Source organism: Kosakonia sp. (assembly GCF_032052965.1).
Lineage (GTDB): Bacteria > Pseudomonadota > Gammaproteobacteria > Enterobacterales > Enterobacteriaceae > Kosakonia.
Genome location: NZ_DAMBVN010000002.1, coordinates 284273 through 302908, shown reverse-complemented (window position 1 = coordinate 302908; position 18636 = coordinate 284273). Strand labels below are relative to the sequence as shown.

The 18636-nt window shown below is 53.9% G+C and carries 12 protein-coding genes; 4 read left to right on the top strand and 8 right to left on the bottom strand.

The window, feature by feature from the left end:
• Positions 1-93 precede the first annotated feature (93 nt).
• From acnB to pdhR, 6 genes are all read right to left on the bottom strand, one after another.
• Positions 94-2691, bottom strand: a complete 2598-nt coding sequence (gene acnB / locus RTX30_RS04725; protein ID WP_312687324.1) for a bifunctional aconitate hydratase 2/2-methylisocitrate dehydratase — start codon at positions 2689-2691, stop codon at positions 94-96.
• 267 nt (positions 2692-2958) lie between these two features.
• Positions 2959-4386: a hypothetical protein gene (locus RTX30_RS04720; protein ID WP_312687322.1), complete on the bottom strand. Its 1428-nt coding sequence runs from the start codon at positions 4384-4386 to the stop codon at positions 2959-2961.
• Between the two features lie 158 nt (positions 4387-4544).
• The gene (lpdA, locus tag RTX30_RS04715; protein WP_312687473.1) at positions 4545-5969 is read right to left on the bottom strand and encodes a dihydrolipoyl dehydrogenase; all 1425 of its coding nucleotides are present in this window, start codon (positions 5967-5969) and stop codon (positions 4545-4547) included.
• A gap of 203 nt (positions 5970-6172) precedes the next feature.
• Entirely contained in the window at positions 6173-8080 is a 1908-nt protein-coding gene (aceF, locus tag RTX30_RS04710; protein ID WP_312687320.1) for a pyruvate dehydrogenase complex dihydrolipoyllysine-residue acetyltransferase, read from the bottom strand.
• A 14-nt stretch (positions 8081-8094) separates the two neighbouring features.
• Complete coding sequence (aceE, locus tag RTX30_RS04705; RefSeq protein ID WP_312687318.1) at positions 8095-10758, bottom strand: pyruvate dehydrogenase (acetyl-transferring), homodimeric type; 2664 nt, start codon at positions 10756-10758, stop codon at positions 8095-8097.
• A gap of 174 nt (positions 10759-10932) precedes the next feature.
• Positions 10933-11697, bottom strand: a complete 765-nt coding sequence (pdhR, locus tag RTX30_RS04700; protein ID WP_312687316.1) for a pyruvate dehydrogenase complex transcriptional repressor PdhR — start codon at positions 11695-11697, stop codon at positions 10933-10935.
• 534 nt (positions 11698-12231) lie between these two features.
• On the opposite strand from pdhR, the gene aroP reads away from it, so the two are divergent.
• From aroP to RTX30_RS04685, 3 genes are all read left to right on the top strand, one after another.
• A complete protein-coding gene (aroP, locus tag RTX30_RS04695; protein WP_312687314.1) occupies positions 12232-13605 on the top strand; it encodes an aromatic amino acid transporter AroP in 1374 nt (457 codons plus the stop codon).
• 170 nt (positions 13606-13775) lie between these two features.
• Positions 13776-15179 carry an MFS transporter gene (locus tag RTX30_RS04690; RefSeq protein WP_312687312.1) on the top strand — a complete coding sequence of 468 codons (1404 nt, stop codon included), beginning with the start codon at positions 13776-13778 and terminating at the stop codon, positions 15177-15179.
• A complete protein-coding gene (locus tag RTX30_RS04685) occupies positions 15179-16129 on the top strand; it encodes a family 43 glycosylhydrolase (RefSeq protein ID WP_312687311.1) in 951 nt (316 codons plus the stop codon). Before RTX30_RS04690 ends, RTX30_RS04685 begins: the two co-directional genes overlap by 1 nt.
• Before the next feature lie 16 nt (positions 16130-16145).
• Here the strand turns inward: RTX30_RS04685 and ampE are convergent, their stop codons facing one another.
• Both ampE and ampD read right to left on the bottom strand, forming a co-directional pair.
• Positions 16146-17000: a beta-lactamase regulator AmpE gene (gene ampE / locus RTX30_RS04680; protein WP_312687309.1), complete on the bottom strand. Its 855-nt coding sequence runs from the start codon at positions 16998-17000 to the stop codon at positions 16146-16148.
• The gene (gene ampD / locus RTX30_RS04675; RefSeq protein WP_312687308.1) at positions 16997-17560 is read right to left on the bottom strand and encodes a 1,6-anhydro-N-acetylmuramyl-L-alanine amidase AmpD; all 564 of its coding nucleotides are present in this window, start codon (positions 17558-17560) and stop codon (positions 16997-16999) included. The genes ampE and ampD overlap by 4 nt, the downstream gene beginning before the upstream one ends.
• A 130-nt stretch (positions 17561-17690) precedes the next feature.
• Between ampD and nadC the strand changes: the two genes are divergently transcribed.
• Positions 17691-18584 carry a carboxylating nicotinate-nucleotide diphosphorylase gene (nadC, locus tag RTX30_RS04670; RefSeq protein WP_312687307.1) on the top strand — a complete coding sequence of 298 codons (894 nt, stop codon included), beginning with the start codon at positions 17691-17693 and terminating at the stop codon, positions 18582-18584.
• Positions 18585-18636 lie beyond the last annotated feature (52 nt).

Below are 18636 nucleotides of genomic sequence, written 5' to 3'. Positions count from 1 at the left end.
AAAAAGGGACACATGAGAAGCGTCGCTAAGTACAGCGAACTAATACAGCGAAGAGAGAATAAAAAAAGCCACCCCGAAAGGTGGCTTAGAGGATTAGACCGCGGTCTGGAAAATCACGCCGTCGGCTTTATCGGTGTACTGCTGTAACTGATCGAAGTTGAGGTAGCGGTAAGTATCCAGCGCCGTTTTATCGACCTGCGACATAAAGGTGAGATACTCTTCCGGCGTTGGCAGTTTGCCAATCAGCGCGGCAACCGCCGCCAGCTCCGCAGAGGCCAGATAGACGTTCGCACCCGTACCTAAACGGTTCGGGAAGTTACGGGTCGAAGTGGACACTACGGTCGCACCATCCGCCACACGCGCCTGGTTACCCATACACAGGGAACAACCCGGGATCTCAATACGCGCACCGCTCTTACCGAACACGCTGTAATAGCCTTCTTCCGTCAACTGCGCGGCATCCATACGGGTCGGCGGCGCAACCCACAGGCGGGTCGGCAACTGGCCTTTATGGCTATCCAGAAGTTTACCTGCCGCCCGGAAGTGACCAATGTTGGTCATACAGGAGCCGATAAAGACCTCATCGATGCTGGCGCCTTGCACATCAGAGAGCAAACGCGCATCGTCCGGATCGTTCGGCGCGCAGAGGATCGGCTCTTTGATTTCAGCCAGATCGATATCGATCACAGCTGCGTATTCTGCATCGGCGTCAGCTTCCAGCAATTGCGGATCGGCCAGCCATTTCTCCATGCCCTGAACGCGGCGCTCCAGCGTACGGCGATCGCCGTAACCTTCGGAGATCATCCACTTCAGCAACACGATGTTCGAGCTGAGGTACTCGATGATCGGTTCTTTGTTCAGCTTGATGGTGCAACCTGCAGCGGAACGCTCTGCAGAGGCATCTGTTAACTCAAACGCCTGCTCGACTTTCAGATCCGGCAGACCTTCGATTTCCAGAATGCGGCCAGAGAAAATGTTTTTCTTCCCTTTCTTCTCAACGGTCAGCAGGCCCTGTTTGATGGCATACAACGGAATGGCATGCACCAGATCGCGCAGGGTAATACCCGGCTGCATTTTGCCTTTAAAGCGCACCAGCACCGATTCCGGCATATCCAGCGGCATTACGCCCGTCGCAGCAGCAAACGCGACCAGACCGGAACCTGCCGGGAAGGAGATGCCAATTGGGAAGCGGGTATGCGAGTCACCACCGGTACCCACGGTATCCGGCAGCAGCATGCGGTTCAGCCAGGAGTGGATAACGCCATCGCCCGGACGCAGGGAAACCCCGCCACGGTTCATAATAAAGTCCGGCAGCGTGTGGTGCGTGGTCACATCAACTGGCTTCGGATAGGCCGCCGTGTGGCAGAAAGACTGCATTACCAGGTCAGAAGAGAAGCCCAGGCACGCCAGGTCTTTCAGTTCATCACGGGTCATTGGGCCGGTGGTGTCCTGAGAACCTACAGACGTCATTTTCGGTTCGCAGTAAGCGCCAGGACGGATACCGTCCACGCCACAAGCGCGACCGACCATTTTCTGCGCCAGCGAGTAACCACGGTTGCTTTCTGCTACGTCTTTCGCCTGACGGAACACATCGCTGTGCGGCAGACCGAGCGCTTCGCGCGCTTTGGTCGTCAGCCCACGACCGATGATCAGCGGAATACGGCCACCGGCACGCACTTCGTCGATCAGGACATCAGTTTTCAGCTCGAAATTCGCCAGCAGTTCGCCGGTTTCGTGGTTGCGGACTTCGCCTTTGAACGGATAAACATCAATCACGTCGCCCATGTTCAGGCTGTTAACATCCACTTCGATTGGCAGCGCACCCGCATCTTCCATTGTGTTAAAGAAGATGGGCGCAATTTTACCGCCGAGCACCAGACCGCCGCCGCGCTTGTTCGGCACGTTCGGAATGTCATCGCCCATAAACCACAGCACAGAGTTGGTCGCGGATTTACGCGAAGAACCGGTACCGACCACATCACCGACGTAAGCCAGCGGAAAGCCTTTTTTCGCCAGTGCTTCAATTTGTTTAATTGGACCAATCACACCCGGCTGATCCGGTTCGATACCTTCACGCGCGTTTTTCAGCATTGCCAGTGCGTGCAGCGGGATATCCGGGCGGGACCATGCATCCGGTGCCGGAGAGAGGTCATCCGTGTTGGTTTCACCGGTGACTTTGAACACTGTGACAGTGATTTTGTCGGCCAGCGCCGGGCGGCTCAGGAACCACTCAGCATCAGCCCAGGACTGCATCACCTGCTTCGCGTAAGCGTTGCCTGCTTTCGCTTTCTCTTCCACATCATAGAAGTTATCAAACATCAGCAGAGTATGTGACAGCGCTTTAGCGGCAATGGGCGCGAGCTTGTCATTATCCAGTGCGTCGATCAGCGGATGAATGTTATAGCCACCCTGCATGGTGCCCAGCAATTCGATGGCTTTTTCAGGCGTAACCAGTGGGGAGGTCGCTTCGCCTTTGGCGATAGCAGCAAGGAAACCCGCTTTTACGTAGGCGGCTTCATCAACGCCCGGCGGGACACGGTTGGTCAGCAGATCAATCAGGAATTCTTCTTCGCCAGCAGGCGGGCTTTTCAGCAGCTCGACAAGGCCTGCCATTTGGGTTGCATCTAATGGTTTTGGCGCAATCCCCTCAGCGGCACGTTCAGCTACGTGCTTACGGTATTCTTCTAGCACGACGGTTCTCCTCGCTCTCATTGTCATAATGCGGCAGGCGTTTCTCTTCACGCTCCTGTGAGACAGCAGTTTGTAGGGTAAATCCGCGAACCGCGTCGGGCAGCATAGCAGGATTTCCGGGGGGTGTTAATCTGTTTACAAAAAAGCAACATAAAAAATTAGCTGAATCGTTAAAGGCGGAATAATGCAGGTGGGAGAAGGGTTTTAGGGAAGAGATTCCTCGCCGGGAAAAACCAGAAACGGCCCCTCAGGGCCGTTTTGGTGACGCTATTGCGCCGCCGCTCGCAGCAGGGAAACGACGTTATTACGCGTGTACTGTTCCGGGTCCACGGTTTGATCAACCATTTCGCCCATCACGTATTTTTTCGTGGTGTGGCGGTTATTAACCTGCTCGTGTTGACCTACGCTCGCCAGTTGCCCACGACCTGTGTAATTGAGCGTGGTGCTACTCTCTTCGTCATTTTCCAGCAGGTGATAATAGTAGTTCTGCGGCGACTTCATGGCGTTCAACGCCAGCGGAATAGACGGATCTAATGCTTCATGCCAGGCGGCACTAAGATGGCTGCGCGCTGTCTGCTTCACGGTTTTTGAACCGTCATTCGCCACGGACTCTTCAGTGGTCTGCGAAGCCTGGTACGCGAAACGTTCTTTCTCGTCCTGCCGCGACGGATTAATGGATTCCTCCGTTTGCGTCAGCGTCAGGGAGAAGTCATTCAGCCCGCTCAGCCGCGATTTGCCGTTATCCCCTACGCGAATATCCGCCACACCCACTTTTAATGATTCATCGTTGGCCGCTGTGGTATTCAGCGCGCGGAACACCGACTTCAACGCCGCCATTTGCTCGCGATCGCCATGCCCCGCGATACGTGCTTTATCAAACTTCTCATCATACGCATTCAGCGCACTTTGCTGCTGGGCATAATTACCGGACAACGCCGAATGAGAAACATCGCTGCTCATCTTCAGCGAGAAGTCGCGATCTTCATAGGCGACCCAGCGCTCTTTGCTGTCTGCATGAAAATTGAGCGATTGCTGAGAATCGTTGCCAATACGGGCATCCGTTTTCAGATCCACAGACTTAAGCACGCTACTGTCGAATTGCGTTAAGCCGGTTATGTCCAGCTCTGGCGACTCAGCGCCCAGTCCGTTTAACGTTTTCTGAAATGCAGCCCCGAGGTTGGCAATCGCATCGGCTTCATCATCGTTCAGACTGTTGCCCTCGGTTTTGACCTCTACCGCCATGCCATCTTCTTGCTGGGTCATGGTCAGGTGCACAGTCGAGCCCGACTGGGTGACGATATCCAGCGTGACCGCAGACGCTTTGCCGCCGTTGCTGTTCATCGCTAAGCCAGTCAGCGCCTGGGTGAAATCGGCACGATCTTCTTTCAGGTTACCCAGCAGCGCACTGCCAAGATTGCCCAATGCCGATACCGAGCCGCTGCCCATGGCAGACTGCATTAGCTGTTGGATAGCCGGGTTATTTTGCGGGGATACGCTGGCGCTGATTTTTTTCGGCGACAGGCTGTAAACGGCGGCGATTTCTGACGTCTGGCTACCAAATATCACTTTTGCCGATGCCGCGGAACCCGCAGAAGCGCTGTTGCTTTTAGCCGCTCGCGCCGGGGTATTCACTGTTACAGTGGGAGTCACTCGCGCCGCGGTGGAAAGCGACGACAGGTTGAGGCCGTTGATCATGACGATAAAACTCCTTCTCTCGCCGGGAATGGTCGACAGCAGGTAATATCGGCAAAATGGCGGAAATATTGAGCCCCTGGCAGAGGGAATCACTGGCAGATCACGAAAACGAGGCAAAAAAAACGCCTCCGAAGAGGCGTTTCAGCGAAAAGAAAAATTTATTTTTTCTTCGCTTTCGGGTTCGGCAGGTCAGTAATGCTTCCTTCGAACACTTCCGCCGCCAGACCGACAGATTCGTGCAGTGTCGGGTGAGCGTGGATAGTCAGAGCGATATCTTCAGCATCGCAACCCATTTCGATAGCCAGCCCGATTTCACCCAACAGCTCGCCGCCATTGGTGCCGACAATCGCGCCACCAATGACACGGTGCGTCTCTTTGTCGAAAATCAGTTTGGTCATACCGTCTGCGCAATCAGAAGCGATAGCACGGCCAGAAGCAGCCCACGGGAAGGTGGCAGTTTCATAGCTGATGCCTTTCTCTTTCGCTTCTTTCTCGGTCAGGCCAACCCATGCCACTTCTGGCTCGGTGTAAGCGATAGACGGGATCACTTTCGGATCGAAGTAGTGTTTCTTACCGGCGATAACTTCAGCGGCCACGTGGCCTTCATGCACGCCTTTATGCGCCAGCATTGGCTGACCGACGATATCGCCGATAGCGAAGATGTGCGGCACGTTGGTGCGCAGCTGTTTATCAACGCGGATAAAGCCACGGTCGTCCACTTCGACACCGGCTTTGCCTGCATCAAGATTTTTACCGTTCGGCACACGGCCGATAGCCACCAGCACGGCGTCGTAACGCTGTGGTTCGGCAGGGGCTTTTTTACCTTCCATGGAAACGTAAATACCGTCTTCTTTCGCTTCAACGGCAGTCACTTTGGTTTCCAGCATCAGGTTGAATTTCTTGCTGATGCGTTTGGTAAAGACTTTAACGATGTCTTTGTCAGCAGCCGGGATAACCTGGTCGAACATTTCAACCACGTCAATATCTGAACCCAGCGCATGGTACACGGTACCCATTTCCAGACCGATGATACCGCCACCCATAACCAGCAGGCGCTTCGGCACTTCTTTCAGTTCCAGCGCATCGGTGGAGTCCCACACGCGCGGATCTTCATGCGGAATGAATGGCAGTTCGATTGGACGGGAGCCCGCCGCGATAATCGCGTTGTCGAAGTTGATCACGGTTTTGCCGTTTTCGCCTTCCACTTCCAGGGTGTTAGCCCCGGTGAATTTACCCAGACCGTTAACCACTTTCACTTTACGGCCTTTCGCCATACCAGCCAGACCACCGGTCAGCTGCGTGATCACTTTTTCTTTCCAGGTACGAATTTTGTCGATATCGGTTTTCGGCTCGCCGAAGACGATACCGTGTTCAGCCAGCGCTTTGGCTTCTTCGATAACTTTCGCTACGTGCAGCAGCGCTTTAGAAGGGATACAACCCACGTTCAGACAAACACCACCGAGGGTGTTGTAACGTTCAACGATGACGGTTTCCAGACCTAAATCAGCGCAACGGAAGGCAGCAGAGTAACCTGCCGGGCCTGCCCCAAGTACCACGACCTGAGTTTTGATTTCAGTACTCATCATGACCTCTTATTGATTTCCGGCGGTCAGGGGTACTTCATGTCGCCCTTCATCCACCGGGACGTTCTATCCGCCCGCAGTTTACAAAAATGTTAACAATTTTGAAACAACAAACGGCAAACGATTTGTCCTTTGCCCCTGATAACCCCAAAAGCAGTATGAGATTAGCAGAAAAAAGCCGGCCGTCAGGCCGGCTTTCTCGATTACATCACCAGACGGCGGATGTCAGACAACATGTTGTTGATGATGGTAATAAAGCGCGCACCATCAGCCCCGTCAATCACACGGTGGTCGAAGGAGAGCGAAATCGGCATCATCAGACGCGGTACGAACTCTTTACCGTTCCAGACCGGCTCCATTGCAGACTTGGAGACACCCAGGATAGCCACTTCCGGCGCGTTAACAATCGGCGCAAAGTGGGTGGTACCCAGGCCGCCGATGCTGGAGATGGTGAAGCACCCGCCCTGCATTTCGCCAGCGGTCAGTTTACCGTCACGCGCTTTCTTAGAGATCACCGTCAGTTCGCGGGACAACTCGGTCACGCTCTTCTTGTTCACGTCTTTAAAGACCGGAACAACCAGACCGTTCGGCGTATCAACCGCCACACCGATGTTGATGTATTTCTTCAGCGTCAGTTTCTGACCATCTTCAGACAGAGAACTGTTGAAGCGCGGCATCTGCTCCAGCGCGGCTGCAACGGCTTTCATGATGAAGACAACCGGGGTAAATTTCACATCCAGTTTGCGCTTCTCAGCTTCGGCGTTCTGCTGTTTACGGAACGCTTCCAGATCGGTGATATCAGTTTTGTCGAAGTGAGTAACGTGCGGGATCATGACCCAGTTACGGCTCAGGTTAGCACCAGAGATTTTCTGGATACGGCCCAGTTCCACTTCTTCGATTTCGCCAAACTTGCTGAAGTCCACTTTCGGCCACGGCAGCAGACCCGGCAGAGAGCCGCCTGTTGCGCCAGCAGCAGGTGCAGATTCAGCACGTTTCACCGCGTCTTTCACATAAGCCTGAACGTCTTCGCGCAGGATACGACCTTTACGGCCCGTTCCTTTCACTTTTGCCAGGTTAACACCGAACTCGCGCGCCAGGCGGCGGATCAGCGGTGTCGCGTGGACGTAAGCGTCGTTTTCTGCGAAGTCAGATTTACCGTCTGCTTTAGCCGGAGCCGCAGCCGGTTTTTCCGCCTGAGCAGCCGGGGCCGGAGCAGCAGCGGCAGCAGGTGCAGCAGCCGGAGCTGCGGCAGGCGCTGCGCCTTCCACTTCAAATACCATGATCAGCGAGCCGGTGGAGACTTTGTCGCCCACGTTGACTTTCAGCTCTTTCACAGTACCGGCGAACGGTGCCGGAACTTCCATTGACGCTTTGTCGCCTTCAACGGTGATCAGGGACTGTTCAGCGGAGACTTTGTCACCCACTTTTACCAGCACTTCGGTCACTTCAACTTCGTCGCCACCGATGTCCGGTACATTCACTTCTTTCGGGCCAGACGCTGCTGCCGGTGCGCTTGCCGCAGCCGGAGCGGCCGCTTGTGCCGGTGCTGCAGCGGCAGCCGGTGCGGCGCCAGTAACCTCGAAGATCATGATCAGCGAACCGGTGGACACTTTGTCGCCGGTGTTGATTTTGATCTCTTTCACGGTGCCTGCAAACGGCGCCGGGACTTCCATAGAGGCTTTGTCGCCTTCGACGGTGATCAGTGACTGCTCAGCAGTCACGGTATCGCCGACTTTGACCAGGATCTCGGTGACTTCAACTTCGTCGCCGCCGATATCCGGGACATTAACTTCTTTGGCTGCTGCAGCGGCCGGTGCTGCTGCAGGCGCGGCTTCTTTCTTCTCTTCTGCCGGAGCAGGTGCAGCGGCTGCTGCACCTTCGGCGGAATCGAAAATCATGATCAGTTTGCCCGTCTCGGTTTTGTCGCCAACAGAGACTTTGATCTCTTTAACAACGCCAGCCTGCGGAGACGGAACTTCCATAGAGGCTTTGTCGCCTTCTACGGTGATCAGCGACTGTTCAGCTTCAACTTTGTCGCCTACTTTGACCAGGATCTCGGTGATTTCAACTTCATCAGCCCCGATGTCCGGTACATTGATTTCGATAGCCATTATTTCTTTACCTCTTATGCCAGACGCGGGTTAACTTTATCTGCATCGATGTTGAACTTGGTGATTGCTTCCGCCACCACTTTCTTGTCGATTTCGCCACGTTTAGCCAGTTCGCCCAGCGCTGCAACAACCACGTAAGAAGCATCAACTTCGAAGTGGTGACGCAGGTTTTCACGGCTGTCGGAACGACCGAAGCCATCCGTACCCAGTACACGGTAATCATCAGCAGGTACATAAGTACGAACCTGCTCAGCGAACAGTTTCATATAGTCAGTGGATGCCACAGCCGGTGCGTCGTTCATCACCTGAGCGATGTACGGTACACGCGGGGTTTCCAGCGGATGCAGCATGTTCCAGCGCTCACAATCCTGGCCATCACGTGCCAGTTCAGTGAAGGAAGTCACGCTGTACACGTCAGAACCCACGCCGTAATCTTTCGCCAGGATCTGCGCAGCTTCACGAACGTGACGCAGGATAGAACCTGAGCCCAGCAGCTGAACTTTACCTTTGCTACCGGCAACGGTTTCGAGTTTATAGATACCTTTACGGATACCTTCCTCAGCACCTTCCGGCATGGCCGGCATGTGGTAGTTTTCGTTCAGCGTGGTGATGTAGTAGTAAACGTTCTCTTGTTTCTCACCGTACATACGCTCCAGGCCGTCGTGCATGATCACAGCCACTTCGTATGCGTAAGACGGGTCATAAGAGATACAGTTCGGGATGGTCAGCGACTGAATATGGCTGTGGCCATCTTCGTGCTGCAGACCTTCGCCGTTCAGCGTTGTACGACCAGAAGTACCGCCAACCAGGAAGCCACGAGCCTGCTGGTCGCCTGCCTGCCAGCACAGATCGCCGATACGCTGGAAACCGAACATGGAGTAGTAAATGTAGAACGGGATCATCGGCAGGTTGTTGGTGCTGTAAGAGGTCGCAGCCGCCAGCCAGGATGCGCCGGCACCCAGTTCGTTGATCCCTTCCTGCAGGATCTGGCCTTTTTCGTCTTCTTTGTAGTAAGCAACCTGCTCACGGTCCTGCGGGGTGTACTGCTGACCGTTCGGGCTGTAAATACCAATCTGACGGAACAGACCTTCCATACCGAAAGTACGCGCTTCATCGGCGATGATCGGAACCAGACGATCTTTGATCGACTTGTTCTTCAGCATTACGTTCAGGGCACGAACGAAAGCGATAGTGGTGGAGATCTCTTTATTCTGCTCTTCCAGCAACTGGGAGAAGTCAGACAGCGCAGGCAGTTCCAGCTTCTCGGTGAAGTTCGGCTGACGAGAAGGCAGATAGCCTTTCAGCGCCTGGCGACGTTCGTGCAGGTACTTGTGCTCTTCTGAACCTTCCGGGAAGGTGATGTAAGAGAGTTTTTCTACCTGCTCGTCGGTCACCGGAACATTGAAGCGGTCGCGGATATAACGCACGCCGTCCATGTTCATTTTCTTCACCTGGTGAGCGATGTTTTTACCTTCTGCGGTATCACCCATGCCGTAACCTTTGATGGTATGGGCCAGGATTACAGTCGCTTTACCTTTGGTTTCACGTGCTTTTTTCAGTGCAGCGTAGATTTTCTTCGGATCGTGGCCGCCACGGTTCAGGGACCAGATTTGCTCATCAGTCCAGTCTGCAACCAGCGCTGCGGTTTCCGGGTATTTACCGAAGAAGTGTTCGCGAACGTACGCGCCATCTTTGGATTTAAAGGTCTGGTAGTCGCCGTCAACGGTTTCGTTCATCAGCTGGATCAGTTTACCGCTGGTATCTTTACGCAGCAGCTCGTCCCAACGAGAACCCCACATCACCTTGATCACGTTCCAGCCAGCACCGCTAAAGATGCCTTCCAGTTCGTTGATGATTTTGCCGTTACCGGTGACCGGGCCATCAAGACGCTGCAGGTTACAGTTGATGATGAAGCACAGGTTGTCCAGTTTTTCACGGGTCGCGATGGTGATGGCGCCTTTGGATTCCGGCTCATCCATCTCACCGTCGCCGAGGAAAGCGTAAACGGTTTGTTCAGACGTATCTTTCAGGCCGCGATGTTCCAGATATTTCAGGAATTTCGCCTGATAGATCGCACCAATCGGGCCCAGACCCATGGATACGGTCGGGAACTGCCAGAATTCCGGCATCAGTTTCGGGTGCGGGTAAGAAGAGAGGCCTTTACCGTGAACTTCCTGGCGGAAGTTGTTCATCTGCTCTTCAGTCAGACGTCCTTCCAGGAACGCACGTGCGTAGATGCCCGGAGAGATATGGCCCTGGAAGTACACCAGGTCGCCGCCGTCTTTCTCGTTACGGGCACGGAAGAAGTGGTTGAAGCACACTTCGTAAACAGTTGCAGAAGACTGGAAGGAAGCCATGTGGCCGCCCAGCTCGAGGTCTTTTTTGGACGCGCGCAGAACCGTCATGATTGCGTTCCAGCGGATAGCTGAACGAATACGACGTTCCAGTTCCAGATTGCCCGGGTATTCCGGTTCATCTTCAACGGCAATAGTGTTTACATAGTTGCTCGCCCCTGTGCCAGCTGCCACTTTCACACCGCCTTTGCGGGCTTCTGAAAGGAGCTGGTCAATCAGATACTGAGCGCGCTCAACACCTTCTTCACGGATGACCGATTCGATCGCCTGTAGCCAGTCGCGAGTTTCGATCGGATCCACGTCATTTTGTAAACGTTCTGACATGGGGGGTATTCCTTATCTATCTAATACGTTGATTTGTCTGGAACCTGTCCCATTGCATTCTCATTATTACAGGACAACAAAAGTGCAATAAGACAGGTTCTGCGTTTAGTTGCCGCGCTCTAAAGGTCGGCGCTGGTGTTACAACTCTTCCGGTGCAAACTGCACCAGAAAATCTTAATTCTTTCTCTGTTCCAGCCGGCGGAGCGAACGTTCACGACGGCTCTGCTCACGGCTGCGATCCAACAAAATCTCTTCGATAAATGCCAGGTGACGGTGCGATGCTTCTCGCGCCTCTTCCGGCTGACCGGCCATGATCGCTGCGAAAATGCTGGCGCGATGATTGCTAACCAGCGGCAGCATTTCGCGGCGCGCGTACAGCAATTCAAAGTTCTGACGAACGTTCTGTGCCAGCATCGGCTCCATGCAGCGTAGCAGATGTAGCAGAACAACATTATGTGCCGCTTCGGTTACGGCAATTTGATACTGCACGACAGCATCGGACTCCGCGTCCAGATCCCCTGACTGCTGAGCCAGCTCAATAGCCCGATGCAGTTCGCCGATACGAACTTTGTCTTCATCGGTGCTACGGAGCGCAGCGTAATAGGCGGCAATGCCTTCCAGCGCGTGGCGGGTTTCAAGCAGGTCAAACTGGGATTCTGGATGGTCGGTCAGGAGTTCTACCAGCGGATCGCTGAAGCTCTGCCACAGGCTGCTTTGGACAAAGGTCCCGCCCCCCTGGCGACGGAGAAGCAGCCCTTTTGCTTCGAGACGTTGAATGGCCTCGCGCAGTGAAGGACGAGAAACGTCGAACTGTTTGGCCAGCTCACGCTCTGGAGGCAGTTTTTCACCGGGGCGTAATGTCCCCTCAAGAATCAAAAACTCCAGTTGCTGCTCAATCACATCGGATAGTTTTGGCTGGCGGATTTTGCTGTAGGCCATTGTTCCCTGTCTCTACCATTCGCCCGGAGTAAATTGGTCTTACCAATTTCATGTTCGTGACGCTAAAGTAACAAAGTATTCACCTTCTGTCCATACAGGTTTTGATTGAAATCAGTAAACCACGCACATTTTAACAATGTTACAGAAATGACGTTTCAAAGATGTAACCTTGCACAAATGACCCGTTTACCACGAAAGAGGCAGTTTTAACTTTCCTGAAACGACAAATAAGGCATATGAACCGATTCAGTCGGTGAATATTTGAATTTAAATTCAACAAAAATGAATAAATATTAATTTTCAGTATAGACAGGTGGTAAAAGGGTTACTGACAAACGGTTTCTTTTTCATCAGGTCGTCATCACACCTTCATAAAGCAGATGCATTCCCTCGCGCTTACCACTATTCTGAGCTCTATGAAAGAGATGAGTGAAAAATCACATCATCCTTTCGTAAACCAATAAATACAAAAAACGGAATTTATTCCTTACACGCAAACGACAGCGTACATATAACAACCACACACGAGGTTTCATGATGGAAGGTCAACAGCATGGCGATCAGCTAAGGCGCGGCCTTAAGAACCGCCATATTCAGCTTATTGCGCTGGGTGGAGCTATCGGGACTGGCCTGTTTCTGGGCAGCGCGTCAGTCATTCAATCCGCCGGCCCTGGCATTATTCTGGGTTATGCCATTGCAGGCTTTATTGCATTTTTGATTATGCGTCAGTTGGGCGAAATGGTAGTGGAAGAGCCGGTCGCGGGTTCATTCAGCCACTTTGCCTACAAATATTGGGGTAGCTTTGCTGGCTTTGCTTCCGGCTGGAACTACTGGGTTCTGTATGTACTGGTCGCGATGGCGGAACTGACCGCTGTCGGCAAATACATCCAGTTTTGGTGGCCAGAGATCCCAACGTGGGCTTCTGCTGCTGCCTTCTTTGTCATCATTAATGCCATCAACCTTACCAACGTCAAAGTGTTTGGCGAGATGGAATTCTGGTTCGCCATTATCAAAGTGGTGGCCGTGGTGGCAATGATCCTGTTCGGCGGCTGGCTGCTGTTTAGCGGCAACGCTGGCCCGCAAGCGACAGTGCGTAACCTTTGGGAACAAGGCGGCTTCCTGCCGCACGGCTTTTCCGGGCTGGTAATGATGATGGCCATCATTATGTTCTCTTTTGGCGGCCTGGAGCTGGTTGGCATTACCGCCGCTGAAGCCGACAACCCGGAGCAAAGCATTCCGAAAGCCACCAATCAGGTTATCTACCGCATCCTGATCTTCTATGTGGGTTCACTGGCTATTCTGCTTTCGTTGCTGCCATGGACACGCGTTACCGCCGACACCAGTCCGTTTGTTCTGATTTTCCACGAACTGGGCGATACGCTGGTGGCAAACGCGCTGAACATCGTGGTGCTGACCGCCGCGTTGTCGGTCTACAACAGCTGCGTTTACTGCAATAGCCGTATGCTGTTCGGCCTCGCGCAGCAGGGTAATGCGCCAAAAGCGCTGCTCTCGGTGGACAAGCGCGGCGTACCGGTGAATACCATTCTGGTTTCTGCGGTCGTTACAGCGCTGTGCGTGCTGATCAACTACCTGGCACCGGAATCCGCATTTGGCTTGCTGATGGCGCTGGTGGTTTCTGCGCTGGTGATTAACTGGGCGATGATCAGCCTGGCGCATATGCGCTTCCGCCGTGCTAAGCAGTTGCAGGGGGTCACACCGCGATTCCCGGCGCTGCTCTACCCGTTAGGTAACTGGATCTGCCTGGTGTTTATGGCCGCTGTGCTGGTGATTATGCTGATGACGCCAGGTATGGCGATCTCCGTATATCTGATCCCCGTCTGGATTGCTATCCTCGGCGTTGGCTACGCGCTTAAGCAGAAAAATGCAAAAGCCGTAAAAGCTAATTAATCCTTATTCTGCGCCCCTCTCCCGCCAGGGAGAGGGTTGTTATCACAATGTTACCTTCCTCACACTTCCTTTTACATAGCCATTTTGTCCATCTCTGCGGCCTGATCCTGCTACGCAAAGAAAAATTTACAGGTGAATAATTCTTCCATATCTCAAATGGGGAACCGGCAATGGGCAACAAACTGTCTGTTAAAGAAAAGATTGGCTACGGCATGGGCGATGCCGGATGTAATATTATTTTCGGCGCCATCATGTTGTTTGTGAACTATTTCTATACTGATATCTTCGGCCTCGCCCCGGCGCTGGTCGGGGTATTACTGCTGTCGATTCGCGTTATTGATGCGGTGACCGACCCGTTAATGGGGGCTCTCGCCGACCGAACACAAAGCAAGTATGGGCGTTTCCGTCCGTGGCTGTTGTGGATAGCCCTGCCCTATGCTGTGTTCAGCGTACTGATGTTCACCACTCCGGACTGGACCTACAACAGCAAGGTGATTTATGCCTTTATCACCTACTTCCTGCTGTCGCTGACTTATACCGCCATCAATATTCCTTACTGCTCGCTGGGCGGCGTGATAACCAACGATCCGAAGGAACGTGTGGCCTGCCAGTCTTACCGCTTCGTGATGGTCGGGATTGCCACCCTGCTACTCTCATTAACCCTGCTGCCGATGGCGGAATGGTTCGGCGGCGCCGACAAAGCCAAAGGCTACCAGTTGGCGATGACCGTGCTGGCATTTATTGGCATGTGTATGTTTCTGTTCTGTTTTGCCACTGTTCGCGAGCGCGTTCACCCGGCTGTGCCAACCAACGATGACCTGAAAAAAGACTTTAAAGATGTGTGGAAAAACGACCAGTGGGTGCGCATTCTGCTGCTGACGCTATCAAACGTCTGCCCCGGTTTTATTCGCATGGCGGCAACCATGTATTACGTGACCTGGGTAATGGGAGAAAGCACCCACTTTGCGACGCTGTTTATCAGTCTTGGCGTAGTTGGCATGATGATCGGCAGTATGCTGGCCAAAGTACTGACCGACCGCTGGTGCAAACTTAAAGTCTTTTTCTGGACCAATATCGCGCTGGCTATTTTCTCCTGCGCGTTCTACTTCTTTGATCCACACGCCACGATGCTGATTGTGGTGCTCTACTTTTTACTCAACATTCTGCACCAGATCCCTTCTCCGCTGCACTGGTCGCTGATGGCAGACGTCGATGATTATGGCGAGTGGAAAACTGGCAAACGCATTACCGGCATCAGTTTCTCTGGCAATCTGTTCTTCCTCAAAGTCGGGCTGGCTGTCGCCGGGGCAATGGTCGGCTTCCTGCTTTCCTGGTATGGGTACGATGCGGGGGCCAAACAACAAAGCGCGACGGCGATCAATGGCATTATGCTGCTGTTTACCGTCATTCCGGGTGTTGGTTACCTGATTACCGCAGGCGTTGTACGCCTGCTGAAAGTCGACCGCGACCTGATGAAACAGATCCAGGCGGACCTGGAGAAACGCCGCGTGAATTACCACGAACTGACCGGAAGTCAGCAAGTCCCCGCTGGCGACAACGTAAGGAAAGCATAATGAGCCACTGGCCAAATCCGTTTATTGAACAGCGCGCAGATCCGTTTATTCTGCGCCATGAGGGAATGTACTACTTTGTGGCATCAGTCCCGGAATATGACCGACTTGAGATCCGTCGCGCCAGCACGCTGGAAGGGCTCCGTCAGGCCGAAGGCGTGGTTGTGTGGCGTAAACCGACGAGCGGCCCGATGAGCGAACTCATCTGGGCGCCAGAGCTGCATCATATTGATGGCAAATGGTATCTTTATTTCGCCGCTGCCGGGACAAAAGCGCTGGATGCGCTGAATATGTTCCAGCACCGTATGTTTGTGCTCGAATGCGCAGATAGCGATCCACTGAATGGGCATTGGGTGGCGCGCGGCCAGGTGAAAACGCCTTTCGACACCTTTGCGCTGGATGCCACAACCTTTGTCCATCAAGGGAAACGCTGGTACTTGTGGGCGCAAAAAGCGCCGGACATCGCCGGGAATTCCAACCTCTATCTCGCAGAAATGGAAAACCCATGGACGTTAAAAGGCCATCCCGTACTGCTCAGCAAGCCCGAGTTTGACTGGGAGTGTCGCGGCTTTTTAGTCAATGAAGGGCCTGCGGTGCTGTTCCACGGTGACAAGCTGTTTATTAGCTATTCCGCCAGCGCCACAGATGAAAACTACTGCATGGGCTTGTTATGGATTGACAGGTCAGCGGATCCACAGATCGCCGCCAACTGGCACAAAGCACCACAGCCGGTGTTTAAAACCAGCTATGAAAATCGCCAGTATGGCCCTGGTCACAATAGCTTTACGCAAACGCCGGAAGGGGAAGATGTGCTGGTGTATCACGCGCGCAATTACACGGAAATTGAAGGGGATCCGCTGTACGATCCTAACCGTCATACCCGCCTGAAAACGGTACACTGGCAGCAAGATGGGATGCCTGATTTTGGCACCCCACCTGCGGATCATCCGTAACGCGACGGCACGCGGGTTAAATCAGCGTGCCGTAAATAGTCAGCAGCGCCACCACTACCACCAGCACCAGTGAGGTTTTCTTCGCCATCGACACGGCGGCTTTGGGGGTTTCGACTTTATCCATATGCGGTTCGCGCGCCAGTGAGAACTGCGCAAGGCGCGTCAGCACCTGGTACTGTGAGGTATAGCGATCGCCAAGCGAAGCAAACCAGGCGGGCAGCGCCTTTTCGCCATGCCCGACCAATGCGTAAACCACGCCCGCCAGCCGCACCGGGATCCAGTCCAGCACATGCAGGATCGCATCGATCCCGGACTGCTGGCGCTCATTCGGCGTTTGATAGCGCGCCAGCCATGACTGCCAGGCACGTAAAAACGCATAGCCCGCGAGCAGCACTGGCCCCCACGACGCACCAACAATAAACCAGAACAGCGGGGCAAGATAAAAACGAAAGTTAATCCATACCAGCGCGTTTTGCAGTTCGCGCAAAAACTCACGCTCATCGCAGCCCGGCGGTACACCGTGGATCAGCGTCAGCTCATTGGCCATTGCATTATGGGCATGACTATCATTGCGCGCCGCCGCTTTCAGATAGGCGTGATAGTGCAAACGGACTTTGCCTGCACCAATGCATAACAGCCCCAACAGGATCCACACCACCAGCAACGGCACATTAAAAAATAGCCCCAACAGCGCACGCAGGATCAGAAACGTCACCAGCATGACCAGCGCTGTCATCAAAACCGTTCTGATCATCGAATAGTGCTTAACCCGCCGGAATACCACTTCCAGACGGTGATCCAGTTGCCAATGCTCTCCCAGTTTAAACAGCCGCTCTGCCGCCAGTACCAGCAGCATGGTGAATAACGTCATGGCATCTCCTTTTCTGACAAACCGGCGACCTGCGCGCGAAACCGTGCCCAGTCAAAAGCAGGGCCCGGGTCAGTCTTGCGCACAGGGGCTATATCGCTATGCCCGGTCATATTGTCGGCAATCGACGGGTAAAGCTCAATCAGCGTTCGGGTTACGGCCGCCAGTTGCTGGTATTGCGTATCGGTGTAGGGCTGATGGTCCGTGCCTTCGAGTTCGATACCAATCGAGAAATCATTACAGCGCTCCCGTCCCAGATAAGAAGATACACCCGCATGCCAGGCACGTTTATCAAAAGGCACATACTGCACAATCTCGCCATCGCGGCGGATCAGGCAGTGTGCGGAAACACGCAGATGAACAATCTCAGCAAAAAAGGGATGGGCGGTCGCATCCAGCGTGCCGGTGAATAAGGCATCTATCCACGGGCCACCAAATTCCCCGGGTGGCAGGCTGATATTATGTACCACCAGTAGTGAAGGCTGTTCATCGTCCGGGCGGCAATCGAAATGAGGAGACGGCACCTGCCGCGCTTCTACCAGCCAGCCCTTGCGTAACTGCATAAGGAACTCCTTATAGAGGATGGTGCTGAAACACGCTTCAGAGTAGCATGTTCAGGCGGTGTCCTGTAATGGCCTCCCTGCACAAGACATTGCCTAACTTTGTGATTCGTTACCTTTTTTGGAGTTTATCATGCCGCCTCGCCGCTATAACCCCGACCTTCGACGTGACGCACTGCTCAAACGTATCGAACTGGATATCCCTGCCGCTGTCGCCCAGGCGCTGCGCGAAGATCTGGGGGGAGACGTCGATGCGAATAATGATATTACCGCTCAATTGTTACCGCCGGGGAATCGCTCGCACGCGGTGATCATCACCCGTGAAGCAGGTGTATTCTGCGGCAAGCGTTGGGTCGAAGAGGTCTTCATCCAGCTGGCGGGCAGCGATGTGGCCCTGACATGGCACGTGGCAGATGGGGATGTCATCAGGGCCGATCAGCCTTTATTCGAACTGGAAGGACCGTCACGCGTGCTGCTGACCGGCGAAAGAACAGCGTTAAATTTTGTACAAACCCTGTCAGGTGTCGCCAGCGAAGTGCGTCGTTATGTGGAACGACTGAACGGAACGAAAACGCAACTGCTGGATACGCGAAAAACATTACCTGGGCTGCGCACGGCGTTGAAATATGCCGTATTGTGCGGCGGCGGTGCCAACCATCGCCTTGGTCTCTCTGACGCCTTTTTAATTAAAGAAAACCACATTATCGCGGCGGGATCGGTACGCCAGGCGGTGGAAAAAGCTTTTTGGTTGCATCCGGACGTGCCGGTAGAAGTCGAAGTAGAAACGCTGGATGAACTCGACGATGCTCTCAAAGCCGGGGCCGATATCATCATGCTGGACAACTTCACCCCAGAACAAATGCGTGAAGCCGTGAAACGCACCAACGGTGAAGCACGGCTGGAAGTCTCCGGCAATGTGACGCTGGAAACCCTGCGTGAATATGCCGAAACCGGCGTTGATTATGTCTCCGTCGGCGCTCTGACAAAACATGTCCGCGCGCTCGATTTGTCGATGCGTTTTCGCTAACCCACCTGCTCACTGAACGGGCCGCTGGCCCGTTTTTGTGCGTACCTCCTCG